The organism is Sulfuricurvum sp. RIFOXYD12_FULL_44_77 (assembly GCF_001830725.1).
Taxonomy (GTDB): domain Bacteria; phylum Campylobacterota; class Campylobacteria; order Campylobacterales; family Sulfurimonadaceae; genus Sulfuricurvum; species Sulfuricurvum kujiense_A.
This window is the reverse complement of the sequence record NZ_MIBU01000030.1, coordinates 1-13,324: the sequence shown is the minus strand read 5'-3', so window position 1 is coordinate 13,324 and position 13,324 is coordinate 1. Positions and strand designations below refer to the sequence as shown.

General features: G+C 40.8%; 12 protein-coding genes. All 12 read right to left on the bottom strand.

What is annotated here, in order from left to right; genetic code table 11:
- Window positions 1-1,167 (bottom strand): PleD family two-component system response regulator (locus A2517_RS01580; RefSeq protein WP_294893616.1); only part of this gene is annotated, 1,167 nt, incomplete at its 3' end.
- A gap of 40 nt (window positions 1,168-1,207) precedes the next feature.
- Window positions 1,208-2,251: a chemotaxis-specific protein-glutamate methyltransferase CheB gene (gene cheB, locus A2517_RS01575; RefSeq protein ID WP_294893615.1), complete on the bottom strand. Its 1,044-nt coding sequence runs from the start codon at window positions 2,249-2,251 to the stop codon at window positions 1,208-1,210.
- A 9-nt stretch (window positions 2,252-2,260) separates the two neighbouring features.
- On the bottom strand, window positions 2,261-2,884 hold the full coding sequence (locus A2517_RS01570; RefSeq protein WP_294893614.1) for a chemotaxis protein CheD: 624 nt from the start codon (window positions 2,882-2,884) through the stop codon (window positions 2,261-2,263).
- Window positions 2,881-3,717 carry a protein-glutamate O-methyltransferase CheR gene (locus A2517_RS01565; RefSeq protein ID WP_294893613.1) on the bottom strand — a complete coding sequence of 279 codons (837 nt, stop codon included), beginning with the start codon at window positions 3,715-3,717 and terminating at the stop codon, window positions 2,881-2,883. The genes A2517_RS01570 and A2517_RS01565 overlap by 4 nt, the downstream gene beginning before the upstream one ends.
- Window positions 3,695-4,195, bottom strand: a complete 501-nt coding sequence (locus A2517_RS01560) for a chemotaxis protein CheW (protein ID WP_294893612.1) — start codon at window positions 4,193-4,195, stop codon at window positions 3,695-3,697. Before A2517_RS01560 ends, A2517_RS01565 begins: the two co-directional genes overlap by 23 nt.
- 9 nt (window positions 4,196-4,204) lie before the next feature.
- Window positions 4,205-6,274 (bottom strand): chemotaxis protein CheA, encoded by a 2,070-nt coding sequence (locus A2517_RS01555; protein WP_294893611.1) that lies wholly within the window; start codon window positions 6,272-6,274, stop codon window positions 4,205-4,207.
- 8 nt (window positions 6,275-6,282) lie between these two features.
- Window positions 6,283-6,651, bottom strand: a complete 369-nt coding sequence (locus A2517_RS01550) for a response regulator (RefSeq protein ID WP_294893610.1) — start codon at window positions 6,649-6,651, stop codon at window positions 6,283-6,285.
- A gap of 74 nt (window positions 6,652-6,725) precedes the next feature.
- Window positions 6,726-7,583, bottom strand: coding sequence for a hypothetical protein (locus tag A2517_RS01545; RefSeq protein WP_294893609.1), 858 nt, complete (start codon window positions 7,581-7,583; stop codon window positions 6,726-6,728).
- 362 nt (window positions 7,584-7,945) lie between these two features.
- Window positions 7,946-8,608, bottom strand: coding sequence for a response regulator transcription factor (locus A2517_RS01540; RefSeq protein WP_294893608.1), 663 nt, complete (start codon window positions 8,606-8,608; stop codon window positions 7,946-7,948).
- A 68-nt stretch (window positions 8,609-8,676) separates the two neighbouring features.
- Entirely contained in the window at window positions 8,677-10,380 is a 1,704-nt protein-coding gene (locus A2517_RS01535) for a methyl-accepting chemotaxis protein (protein WP_294893607.1), read from the bottom strand.
- Window positions 10,381-10,620: 240 nt separating this feature from the next.
- The gene (locus A2517_RS01530; protein ID WP_294893606.1) at window positions 10,621-12,642 is read right to left on the bottom strand and encodes a methyl-accepting chemotaxis protein; all 2,022 of its coding nucleotides are present in this window, start codon (window positions 12,640-12,642) and stop codon (window positions 10,621-10,623) included.
- A 133-nt stretch (window positions 12,643-12,775) separates the two neighbouring features.
- Window positions 12,776-13,324: CZB domain-containing protein (locus A2517_RS01525; RefSeq protein WP_294893605.1), on the bottom strand; the 549-nt coding region annotated here is incomplete at its 5' end.

Here is a 13,324-nt window from a genome sequence, read left to right as displayed (position 1 = left end):
CAATTCGCCTAATGATCTCGCAATCGGATAGCTTTCTGAATAGATAGATGCAGATTTTCCGATCCTATCGAGATAATAAGCGATCTCTTCAACTTCATCGTAACGGATATCTCCGCTTCCTACCATCAGTAAAAGGGTATTTAGCCGCGAAAGATTTTCTTTGATATCTTCTAAATCTTCTTCATCCATATAGTAAAAGATTTGATTTTCAACGACAGGCTCCACAGAGGTTTCTGCGACGACTTGCGGTTGAATCTCACTCTTTGGTGTCTCTGTCATGATAATCGTCTCGCTGCTCTTTTTTGGATCAGACGGAATTTCAACTTTACACAGATCGACTTTTTCACGAGGGATGAGTATGGTAACTTTATAGTGGTCAAATATATACGTATTGAGTTCAGGGATTTTGTTTAGAATCGCCCTGATCCGATCAGGGTTGATTTGACTCAAACCTTCGATGGTAAAGTAGATGTTTTTATCAGACTCTTCGATCCATATATGCGGTGTCACGTTGATATTAAGCGCTTGTATGGAGATGTCATAAATCGCACGTACGGTATCGGATAGACGAGTAGACGCTTGATGTGAATTGAGAATACTTTTTCCGACATTGCATCGTCGACATGCATCGGTAAGGGTTCTCGTCTCTTGCGTCTCAAGGAGATAATATTCCCAAAACTCAGCCAAAACATCATATTCTTTGATAAAGTATGAGATAGTCCGACCATACGTTGCATCCCCGTAAAGGTTATGCCCTTCATGGATAGAAAGATGCAATCGGCGTGATTTGATCAGTGCGGTATAGTTGTCTAACCGTGAGTAAAAAAGATCGGTGTCGAGAGGTTTTTTGATGTAATCTTCCGCTCCGCTCCGCAAGATTCGGCTCCGTATTTCAGGGTCTTTTGAGTCAGAGACAACGACGATCATCGCTTTGGAATTTTTTTCACGAATCAGCTCCGTTGCTTTCGCACTCTCCATCTCAGAAATTTCAACATCGATGAAGACCATATCGTAATTCTCGTGATCGGACATCATAACCGCTTCATTACCGTTATCGGTTTCATAAATCACAAATTTTTTTCGTGTATCATGGGCATACTCTTCTAACATGGTACGAAGATATAATCGACTTTCTCTATTCTTATCTACTATGAGTATTTTTTTCATATACAACCTATCTTAAATTCTGTTCTCAGCGTGTTGTGTCTTAAAAAGTCTGGATACGCTGAGGGATATCACCCAAATGTACTACTTCGCGAACGGCTTGTGCTTCGATAGCTTTGAGCGGCATTCCGAAAACAACGCAATCTTTGTCACTTTGTGCTATTGTCAATGCACCCGAGTCATACATCTCTTTCATTCCGATAGAACCGTCATCTCCCATCCCCGTTAGCATGATCCCCATGGCTTTTGAGCCGGCGGCATTGTTGACGCTGCGAAAAAGAATATCGACACTCGGTTTATGACGGCTGATACGGGGACCGTCGAGAAGTTTAATAAAATATTTCCCTTGACGGTTTTCCAAAAGCATATGTCGGTTTCCCGGAGCGATATAAACCGATGATTCATTTACCATATCACCCTCTTGCGCCTCTTTAATGCTCAAAGCAGAGAGTCGATTGAGCCGCTCCGCAAAACTTCCCGAAAATCCGAACGGAATGTGTAGCGTGATCAATATCGGCGGAAGAGGAGGGGAGATCTGAGAAAATATCCTCATCAGGGTCTCAACGCCTCCCGTAGATGCTCCGATCACAATGACTTTGGATGCAGGAATGAGTGCCGGTTTTTTTACAAGCAGCGCATCAGGATGGATTTTTTCTGTTTCGATCTCGATAGGCTCTTTTTTGGCTCTGTTTTTCGTTTTATAGCGATCAATTAAAAACGTCAAACGCATCAGCGTATCTTCGATCCGCGCAAAAAATGATTCATCCTTTTCGCCAATCCCTTTTTTCGCGATAAAGCCGACGGCACCGTCGTCGAAAACATCGTGATGGCGTGACGCATCCGTAGAAATAACGATTGCGGGCATCGGATGAAGCCGCATTAAATTGCGTAAAAATGTGACTCCGTCCATTTTTGGCATATTGATATCAATAGTGACCAAATCAGGCTCATGCTGTTTAATCAGATCACGAGCTTCAAAAGCGTCCGATGCGGTTGCAATCACTTTAAAATCTTCAAGACGCGAAATCATGTCTGAGAGGATACGCTGCATCAGAGGAGAGTCGTCAATTACAATAACCGTATACATCTGATTCTCCTAAAATAAGGTAACAGCGTTATCGAGCGGAACCTTATCAGTTTTGTTGATAATTTTTTCCAATTCGCGATCGGCATTCGCCAGCCGCTCATCCATCGAACGATTTATGATTGTTTTAGAGACGGTATTAAAAGCACTGTCGAGCATAACGACCCGCCCGTTTGTTCCCAAAACATTCTCCGCTACCACCCGAATCCCCTCGGAGCGACAAAAACTTCGGGCAAACATCACGTTGCGCTCCCCGATGTTGTCGCTGAAATTGTGCAGGACGTTGGCTCCTCCGGCAATTTTCGCATTAATATTCTCTTTACGGCATCCAAGTTTATACATTTCATTCAGCATCGATTCCATCGCATAAAGACCGAACCGGCATGACGTCCCCTGCGTACAGGAGGAGGGCAAAAGAAAGTGGTTCATCCCTTTGATCTGCAAAACGCTGTCATACAGCATTACCGCAACACACGATCCCAACAGTGTCGTAATAGGGAGATTATCGCTATCGTAGGTTATAGCAAACTCACCGCCGATAATTCCGAGCGTCTCTTTGTTTTGTATGTATTTGATTGCATCAGGATGGGATAATTTAACGATTTTAGAATCTACCGTCCCTTTGATAATTTTCATAAGTACTCTTTTGTTTTTACAAATATATTTTGTCCGCACCGCTCTACATAAGGGGCAAGTTCCAACGGACTTTCTGAATGTCCAAGATAGAGTGTTCCACCCAATTTAAGGGTTCTAAAAAGTTTTTTCAAAATAGCGTTTTGATCGTCTTGATTAAAATAGATAAGTACATTTCGACAAAAAACAACATCAAATTCTTCAGACTTAAACGGATAGCTTACTGACATTAAATTCATCTGATCAAACCGAACTTTACGCATAAGATGATCTTTGACTTTAATCAGATAATCATCCTCTTTTGTTGGATGCGCTCTGCGTTTAAAATACTCAGCAGGCTTTATCCATGAAGGAAAATCATCCGCATTTTTATTCCACTCATAGATACCGTTAGAGGCATGTTTTAAGACATCCAAATCAATATCGGTCGCAAGGAGGGAATAATTCGACAATGCCGTTTTGTATTCGCGATTAGCCTCTTCTATCGTCATCAGAATCGAGTAGGGCTCTTCACCCGTCGAAGCCGCAGAACAATAGATTTTAAGAGGCTGATTCGATTCGATAGCCTGTTTGACGACCCGCTCTTTGAGATCATCAAAATGAAACGTTTCACGAAAAAAATTAGTTTTATTGGTGGTAAATGTACTGACAAATATCTCAATGTGATGGCCGTTTTCAACCAATGCTAAAATCGCATCGATATCATCGGAATTAAGAGAACGCTTCAGTTTATCGAGACGATTAGAGATCATTACATCTTTATTGTCACCCAGCGTAATCCCGCTATGACGATACGCGAGATCACGCGCACGATCAAGCTGACGCGCTGAGTACATGCGTTGTCTCAGGAGATTGACGAGAAAGCTTTTGCATCTCTTCTTTATCCAAAATACGGTCAATATCAAGGATTACAATCATTTTGTCCTCTTTTTTAAACAGCCCTTTGAGATATTCGGGAGCGATTGACGTCCCCATATCGGGTGCCGGATAGAGGCGGTCGAGTTCGGCATTTTCCATATCGGATACTTCATCGACGACCAGACCTATCATCCGTGCATCTTGGGTTTTAACGGCGATAATGATCGTGCGATTCGTATAAACAGGGTCGTTATTGATGTTAAATCGTACCCGTAAATCGATGACGGGAGCCACTTCTCCGCGCAAATTAATCACCCCTTTAACCCAGCGTGACGCGTCGGGAATAGGGGTAACGGTAGGGTAGGTTAGGATCTCTCTCACTTTAGAGATTTGAATCCCGTAGGTTTCATTTCCGAGTTTAAAAGTGAGGAGTTGATTGCTCTCTATGATTGACATAATGCTCTCCTAGTAGTTTTTATCTAATATGTTCATCGTATCGATGATAAGACCGATGGTTCCGTCTCCGCGTACCGTCGCTCCGCCTATTCCTCGTGCATTACGGAAATTTCGATCGAGCGGCTTAATGACAAACTGCTGCTGATTCATAAATTCATCAACGAACAGAGCGATTTTTTGCGCCGCCGAGCGAACCACGATCAACAACCCGTCCGAGAGTTTTTGATGCTCGTATTCAACGTTAAAAATCGTATGTAACCGTACGACAGGGATAAACTCGTTGCGAAGCATCAACACTTCTGACTGCGTATCACCGATTTGTTTGATCATCTCCTCTTCAGGTTTGATCGATTCGATAATGGCTGAGAGAGGCAAAATAAACTGCTCCGTTCCGACACGGATATTAAGCCCATCCAAGATCGCGAGGGTCAGAGGAAGTGCAATAGTAAACGTACTTCCATACCCCTCTTCAGTATCGACTTTGACGATTCCGCCGAGTTTTTTGATGTTAGACATAACTACATCCATCCCGACACCGCGCCCGGAAATATCAGTGACAGCGTCAGCCGTACTAAGACCCGGTGCGAAGATAAGCATCGCTTTCTCTTCATCACTCATAGAATACGCTTGGTGTTCATCTATGACGCCGTTTTCTAACGCTTTGGCGGTTACTTTGGCAAGATTGATCCCGCCACCGTCGTCTTGGATTTTAATAATCATTTGACCGTTAGCCTGCTCCGCACTCATCATTAGAGTACCGGTTTCGGGTTTGCCCGCTTTACGTCGTCGCTCAGGAGATTCGATACCGTGATCAAGACCGTTTCGTACGATATGCATCAACGGATCGGTTAGCCCCTCAATCATTGCCTTATCGATCTCGACGCTCTCTCCGAAGCTGCGGAAATCGATCTTTTTGTCGAGTTTCTTCGCTGTATCACGAATGACTTTCGGAAATTTCGAAAAGACGGTCTCCATCGGAACCATTCGGACACTCATAACCGATTCTTGCAGCTCGCGGATATGACGATCGATCAGTTCGAGCCGCTCACTCAAATCAGATTTTGTTTTTTGGTCTTCCATCGTATAAATATACTGAGAAAGCATCGAATGAGCGATGACGAGCTCTCCGATATTATTCATCAACCCGTCAATCTTCGAGAGATCGACACGAATCGAATTGGAAGTCGTATCAGCTTTGAACTTTTTTGCTACCTTTGATTCATCTACTGCCGCTTCTGGGTGTGCCTCTTTAGGGTTCGGCTCAGATCTCTTTTCCGGTAGAGAAGCTTTTGGTTTCAGTTGAGGCGCTATCTCCATAAAAAACCCGAAATGATCCTCATCCGATTCTTCTGCACTTGATGAAACGGTTGCCACAGAGATGGAGTGATCTTCTAGCTCATCGAAGAATCCGAACATCTCCTCTTTGGCCTCTTTCATCGTTATCTCTTCAAGATCATCGAAAAGTCCGAAAACATCTTCGAATGGAGGAAGTTCACTTTGCGGAGCCTCATCATCGAAGAGTCCGAAATACTCTTCCATACTTTCAGGCATCTCTTCTGGTTTCTCAGAGTATTCACCCGAAATGGGTCCGAACCCTTTATCATCATCGGTCGGTAAAAGCAATCCAAAATCATCTTTTTCCTCTTCGAGAATGACTAACTCTACCATCTCTTGAGCGTCTTCGCTAAACGATTCAATTTTTTGGAGTAAAGACATTTTTGTTGTATGGAAAAAACTCTCTTCGAGTTCACCGGAGAGTTCCATCTCCAAAATCTGCTTGAGGGTATCGACCCCTTCAATCAGAAGCTCTGCCATGCTCTCTTCAAATGCGAGTTCACCGTTGCGTAATCTGTCCATGAAAAATTCAAGTTCATGGGCAAGTGCGGCGAACATAGCAAGTTCTACCGAAGCCGAGTTCCCTTTGAGCGTATGGACGGAACGAAACAGAGAATTAACCGTTTCATTGTCCATATCACCCGATTCTTCCGCTTCGAGCAAAATGGTATCGATGGTTTCAAATATGTCTTCCGCTTCTTCTAAAAACATTTGACGATATTTATTAATATCAAACACTGCCATAGGTATCCTTATCGGCTCAGGACGATTCCCACCGCCTTAAGAAGCTGTTCGGGTACGAACGGTTTAACGATCCAGCCTGTCGCTCCGACAGCTTTTCCTTTTGCTTTCATGTCATCGTTTTTCTCGGTCGTAAGGGTCAAAATCGGAGTTTTCGCATACGTCGGAAGCTTGCGTAGCTCGACGATTAAATCAAATCCGTTCATATTCGGCATATTGATATCGGTAACGATTAAATCAAAAACTGCCGATTTTGCTTTTTCCAAACCGTCCACTCCGTCTACTGCTTCGACAACATCCGGGTATCCACCTTCATTTAAAGCATATTTGACCATATCACGCAACATATTTGAATCATCTACAATTAGAATTTTTGGCATTTTTTCTCTCCATAAGTTAATTTTTTTTAGCCCTCTCAGGCAACACTAAACCGTTATCTCACATGAGGCAGATTTTAAAACAGAGTGAACTCATCTATTTCACTTTGATCCGGCTTGCATTTTTGCATAGCGTCATCTTTACCCTGTACAAAATCACGTTGATCTTGAATGGTGTAAAACGGTACGAGACGCTCTTTAAGTGCGGCCTCTTCATCCGGAGAGAGGATACATCCCATCTCTGCTGCATAATTGATATCATCATCCATGATCTTTCCGATTCCATCGATCATCTGGGTAATGCGGTCTTCGCACTGAAGTACCATGATAAATCCGAACATCGCTTTGATCACTTCATCAGTACGATCGAGAATCGATCGGGTCATATTCCATGACTCTTCCAAATCGTTAAACTCTTTCGGAACAATCTGTTCTTTTAGGGCAGTGAGCTTGTCATGGGCGAGGGTAGTATCTTTATGTATGGCACGCATCTCTTCGACACGCTCTTCGAAAATCGTCTCAATCTCTTTGGTACTCTCGCGCATATTGAGCTTGATCCCCTCAAGGTTCGCAAAGTGCACTGACGTATCGACGCTAAAACGCTGGAGCGTGTCGCGAAGCGCTCGTGTTTTCCCTTTTTGATCGATATGGGATCGATATGCGTCGAGCATACTCGGTAAACGATGAAGCCGTTTACGGTCGATCCATGCGCTAAAGGTATTCGGCACTAAGTGACGTTCATGGTCTGGATTGTCGAGTGCGACGATAAAAAAGCTTTCATAAGGATTTACCAAAGCTCCCGCGTATTCAACATGTTCCAATCCACAGATCATTACATCGCAATCTGCCTCTTCGGCTGAAGCGATGGTATAGCCCGCATCTTCCAACGAGGGAAAACCGGAGTCGTCTTCCAGTAAATTCCATATTTTCTTCATAACTATTCCTTCAATACTTTTCGAAACGTCATAACCGTAGATTAATTTTTCGGTATCTCTAATCTGTCTTAGCAGTATCCCATATTAGTGTTGCAAGTTTGTGGCAAAACATAAAGATTTGATTAATGCCGAGTCATATTTAGTGGAATGACCCCCAAAACTAGACACTTTTTTATTCGTTAATTTTTAAGTATCCTATAGCGTTAGTGTTGCATATTTGTTGCATTGATAGTCAATTGTGATTATTTAATAATCAGCATTTCCAAGAATCCATGATTTTTAGTTTTACTATCATTTAGATTTTTTACATCATTGTCAAAAGTTTATAAATTTAGAGCAAGTGGATGATTAAAGAGGTGAAGCTATATTATATCTACCCACATATAGCCTAATCCTCGGATATTTTGTATAAAGTTAGTTCTTAGTTTTTTCCGAACATGCCGGATAAGTGAGCGTATCTTTGCGTAATCACTCATACTGTCATTCCAAATATATAGACTTATTTGCTTTTCTGTAAGAATGGTATTTCTATTTTCAATAAATAACGAGATGAGATAAGATTCATTTTTAGTGAAATACTGTGCTTTTCCTTCGTAGAATAATGTAGAGGTCTTTGTATCAAATGTGTAGTATTCATTTAATGCAATAATAGATGATTTTTCATCAATTAAAAACGGAATAAATCGATTAATACGTAGTTCGAGTTCTTTAAGATGAAAAGGCTTTTTTAGATAATCGTTACATCCTGTAATAAATGCAGATGCAACACTTTCTATACATTGATTTGAACTGGTCACAATAATCAGCGCCTTCGAATAATTTTCTCTAATTATCTTTAAATAATTGAATTCAAAGGAGTCGTTGCTTGGGATATCTATCAGATACATATCATAAGGGACATTATGAATGATATTCATGATATCTTCGTCTTTTTCGTAATAATCGACAGTGTGAAACACAGAAATCAAATATTCACAAATTGCATATGTTAATGGGCTGTTTTTTTTTAAAAGCAAAATTTTCATAATGTTTTACCTAGATTAATCGAATATCGTGCTTTTTGAATGCATTAGTAAAAAATTATGCTCCTTTACTATGAGGAATACTTTTTACATGCTAAAGCACGAATTTGATTTAATGCGTTGAAAACATAAGCAGTATCCTGCTCTATTTCGAGAGAAAGTACTTTAATCTCATGATTTGAGAGTTTTCCGGAAGTCTTCATATTTACAAATTCTTGTACTTTTCTATGAACGTGGGTATGATTTGCTAGAAGTTCTTTCCATTCTTTTCCTTGCGCATATGATTCATTACTATGTTCTTGTATCCATTTTCCAAGTGCACATTGTGTCTCAGTAGTAACGATCCACGATTTGATATTTTGCTCTTTGAGTTTACCGAAATTTGTGTTTTTAAAAATGACATGATCAAGTTTTAGTTTGGTAGTATCAAACATCATATCTACTTGACAAATGCGATCACAGCTTTCAGGGTAAAAAGTCGTTTTTGACGCTATATCGTTTAATGTTTCAGCCAAAATCAGAATTCCGCTGGCCAAAGAAGTGACTTCATTGGCATTTTGGGCATTTTGTTGTGTCATTTGATCGAGTTGGGAGACGGCTGTATTGATTTGATTTATTCCAATCATTTGTTCACGACTTCCATTGGCGACATCTTGTACAAGTTCGGTGGTTAGTGAAATTTTATGGTTGATGAGATCAAATCCCTTCATCATATTTTCACTGATTTGCAAACCGTCTTTTGATTTAGTATTGGCGAGTTCGGCAAGTATTTTAATCTGTTGTGCCGCTTCGGCACTTCGATTTGCAAGGTTACGTACTTCTTGGGCAACAACAGCAAACCCTTTACCTGCATCTCCTGCAGTAGCTGCTTCGACTGCAGCATTAAGACTGAGGATATTGGTTTGAAATGCGATATTTTCAATAATACTGACAGCTTCATTTATTGACTGTGTTGCTTTGCTGATTTCATTCATTGAAAGTACGGTTGTGTCGGCGAGTGACTTGCCGTCATTAGCCGCCTGTTCTGTTTCACGTGCTAGGGAAGCCATTTCAATAGCTTTTTGGCTATTTGTAGAAATATTACTCGTTAGTTCTTCTACAGCTGCTGCTGTTTGTTCAAGACTAGCTGCTTGTTCGTTAGCAGCTGTGGAAAGGCTTTCGCTCGATATATTTAAAATCTGTGCTCCGCTGCTTAGCTCTTTTCCATTATTACTAATCAAAGCAATAAAATCTCCGGTACTTTCTCCAAGTGCTTTAAGTGAGAGCAATAATCCTCCTACTTCACCACCGTATTGTCCTACTGTTACATTGGCAGTGTAATTTGATCGAGAATAAGAGACAAGTATTGTATTTGCTTGAGAAAATATATCTTCAAAAACTTCAAACATTCGGTTAATGGACGTAATTGCATTTTTAAGTTCTTGACTTCCTGCTTTAGAGTGAACACGCACCGATACAAATCCAAGAGATGCCTGCTGTGCAATTATTTCAAGTGCATTGATTGCGGATAAATCATTTTCTGCAGATTGAATAGCATTGTCGTGTTGAACACTAAGATTTACGAAGTCATTATTTAGCTTCGTAACACTTTTTAATATAGAACTTCTAATCGCATATCCTAATACTATGCCTAACAATAAGATTATTGTTGGAAATAGTCCGTTTTCTGAATTCATTTGGAAAGTAAGTAATATACTTAGTACCGCCGCTATCGATGGAATAAGATATAACAATGTCATTTTCGTTGAAATTTTTAGGTCATTGATTAAGTTCATTTTTTTCCTTTTGTTGTATAAGCAAACTTTATCTCTTTAGTGTTGCGGGTTTGTGACAATTTCTATACTTACATAAAAGGGAGAAGAAGAGAGGATTAAAATCAGAGTTATTGATCTTGAAGGCATACCGCAACGCGGACTTTATTGTGGATGCGAATACTTTTGTGGTATTATAAAATCAATGATATCATTTGTAGAATAGAAGAGTAAAGCCCAAAAAGGGCTTAAGAATTGTAAGAATTAGAAGCTTTCCCAGACATCGTCGTTACTGCTCTTAATTGAGGGTTTCGGAGCAGGGGAGGCTGGTCTTGGTGAGAGAGTTGCCGATGGTTTAGTCATTGGACGTGTGGTCGGTTTATGGGTTAGCGTTTTGTGCGTATTCACCTGAGCTTGAATCTCGTTTTTTCCGACAAAGTTTTTGCTCGAAGCATCTGCTACCATAGCAGAGGCTTTATCGATGGTTGCATTGGCGATAGCATCGGCTTCAGCCGCGATCTTCGCATTCTCTTGGGTCATTTGATCGAGTTGTGTGACAGCGGTATTGATCTGACCGATACCCTGCATCTGTTCACGGGATGCATTGCTAACATCTTGAACGAGCATAGTGGTTTGTTCGATCTTACCGGCTATTACTTCAAACCCACGTGTGAGTTCGGTAGCGATAGACATCCCTTCATTGGATTTAGTAGCCGCTTGTTCTGCCATCGCTTTAATCTCTTTAGCTGCATCGGCTGAACGATTCGCTAGGTTACGTACTTCTTGGGCAACTACCGCAAACCCTTTACCTGCATCTCCTGCAGTTGCCGCTTCAACAGCGGCATTTAGAGAGAGGATATTGGTTTGGAATGCAATGTTTTCGATAATAGCAACGGCATTATTGATTGAGTTGGTAGCAACTTGAATCTCTGTCATAGCAGTTGCGGTACGTTGTGCCAGTTCTGCACCTTCTTTGGCACTGGCGTCGGTTTGTGCCGCCATAGATGCCATATCGTTTGCTTTCTGGGCATTCTGTTGGACATTACTGGTCATCTCTTCCATTGCCGCCGCTGTCTCTTCCAAGCTTGCCGCTTGTTGGTTGCTCGCGGTGGAGAGGGATTCTACTGCTTGTTTGAGATTACCTGCATCGCATTGGAGTTCGATACCGTTGCGAAGTGAAGTGCTCAACATCGTAGTAATTTCATTTCCAAGGTTATTAACACCATCGATCAAACTGGCTACTTCACCTTGAAGTGACGCTTTATCGGCACGTGGAGTAAAATCATTCGTCGAATAAACAGTTAAAACATTGAGTGCTTTTTCAACGTTACCATTTAGACCTGTAAGCATTTCATTGAGAACGTTACGAAGCTCTACCAACTGAGGATTGTTCGGAATAACATTGATCTGTTCATTCAAATGACCCGCTTTAACTTTATTAGCCACTTGAACTGCATTGGCTACCGCATTCGCATCGGCTACAAGCCCTTTTTCGATAACAGCGATATTCTCATTAATTACTTTTGCCATTTGTCCGAATTCATCTTCAGAATCGAGAGTGATTGTTTCTGCTTTTGTAGTTTCTCGATTTAGGAAGCGGAAGAAAGAGAGGAGACCTAATTTTACTTTTTCAAGTTTTGCTGTAACATCTTTAATAATAAGAGTTGCTAAAAGAACCATCAAAATAAAGGAAGAAATAATGATAGAAATTACAAGAATACGAGAAGATTCATAAATCTCAGTCGCTTTTTCTTTTTCTGCTTTAGCTACACGTAGTTGTAATTCCATTAGTGCAGAAACTTTCTCTCCAATAGGATCAATAAGTGGATAAAGCTCATTGATGCTAATTTGTGCAACTTGAGCAGCATCTTGAGCTTTACAAGCACCTAGAATTTTTTCTGTTACAGTATTTCCTTTTGCCATAGCCTCTTGAGCTTCTTTTGCAAGATCAGCTTCTTCAGGTGTCAAATAGGTTGACATATAGGCTTTCCAATTATCATCAACTATTTTTTTTGAATCGGTAATGCTTTTTGCACAGTCATCGAAACTAATATTACCGTTACGTGTTTTATGAGTCGTATCAACGATATTAACGGCATAAGCATCAGCTATTTTTTTAAGCTGATCAAGAGAAACAACACGGTCATTATAAACCGTTTCAAGTCCTTTATTAACTGTTGAAAGTTTTAGTATACCGACTAATCCAACGACAATAAGTGCAAGTAACGCAATTGTCGTCAAAAGGGTAAGCTTTGAACGGGTTGCGAGGTTATTAATAAAATCCATGAATTTCCTTTTGTAGAATATGACAAAATTGTAGAACTTTAGTGTTGCAGCTTTGTGGCAAAATAAGTTTTATTAATAAAGTGTAGATTTTAGAAAGGAGAAGGATTCCCTCCCTAAAGGGGAGAAAAGAGTATTATTGATCTTCGAGGCAAGCCGCAACACGGACTTTATTAAGGGATGCGAATACTTTTGTCGTATCGTTTTCGATCTCTTTAGCGATTCGTTCAAGCTCCTCAGGATGTCCGCCGCTTTTTTCACGGTTGATGAATTCTTGAACTTTTTGATGAACATGAGCATGGTGAGTCAGAAGATCGTTCCACTCAGGTCCCTTTGCATAGCTCTCATTGTTATGTGCTTGAATCCATTTACCCAGATCACATTGGGTTTCGTTGGTGACTGTCCATGCACTGACACTCTCTTTGAGCTTTCCGAAATTGTTGTTTTTAAAATTGACATGGTCAAATTTGAGTTTATTGGTTTCAAACATCATGTCGATTCGGCATACACGGTTCTCCGACTCTTTTCGATATTTTGTTTTTGCCACCGTATCACTCAATGACTGTGACATTCCGAGGATATCTTCACTCAAATGGCTGACGTCATTTGCGAGTGAGGCATTTTGCTGGGTCATTTGATCGAGTTGTGCCACAGCAGAGTTGATCTGGTTGATCCCCGCCATCTG

Bases quoted from the DNA above. Each gene is read 5' to 3' on its own strand.
- cheB (WP_294893615.1), bottom strand. From the start codon at position 2,251: ATGTATACGGTTATTGTAATTGACGACTCTCCTCTGATGCAGCGTATC.
- A2517_RS01570 (WP_294893614.1), bottom strand. From the start codon at position 2,884: ATGAAAATTATCAAAGGGACGGTAGATTCTAAAATCGTTAAATTATCC.
- A2517_RS01565 (WP_294893613.1), bottom strand. From the start codon at position 3,717: ATGTACTCAGCGCGTCAGCTTGATCGTGCGCGTGATCTCGCGTATCGT.
- A2517_RS01560 (WP_294893612.1), bottom strand. From the start codon at position 4,195: ATGTCAATCATAGAGAGCAATCAACTCCTCACTTTTAAACTCGGAAAT.
- A2517_RS01555 (WP_294893611.1), bottom strand. From the start codon at position 6,274: ATGGCAGTGTTTGATATTAATAAATATCGTCAAATGTTTTTAGAAGAA.
- A2517_RS01550 (WP_294893610.1), bottom strand. From the start codon at position 6,651: ATGCCAAAAATTCTAATTGTAGATGATTCAAATATGTTGCGTGATATG.
- A2517_RS01545 (WP_294893609.1), bottom strand. From the start codon at position 7,583: ATGAAGAAAATATGGAATTTACTGGAAGACGACTCCGGTTTTCCCTCG.
- A2517_RS01540 (WP_294893608.1), bottom strand. From the start codon at position 8,608: ATGAAAATTTTGCTTTTAAAAAAAAACAGCCCATTAACATATGCAATT.
- A2517_RS01535 (WP_294893607.1), bottom strand. From the start codon at position 10,380: ATGAACTTAATCAATGACCTAAAAATTTCAACGAAAATGACATTGTTA.
- A2517_RS01530 (WP_294893606.1), bottom strand. From the start codon at position 12,642: ATGGATTTTATTAATAACCTCGCAACCCGTTCAAAGCTTACCCTTTTG.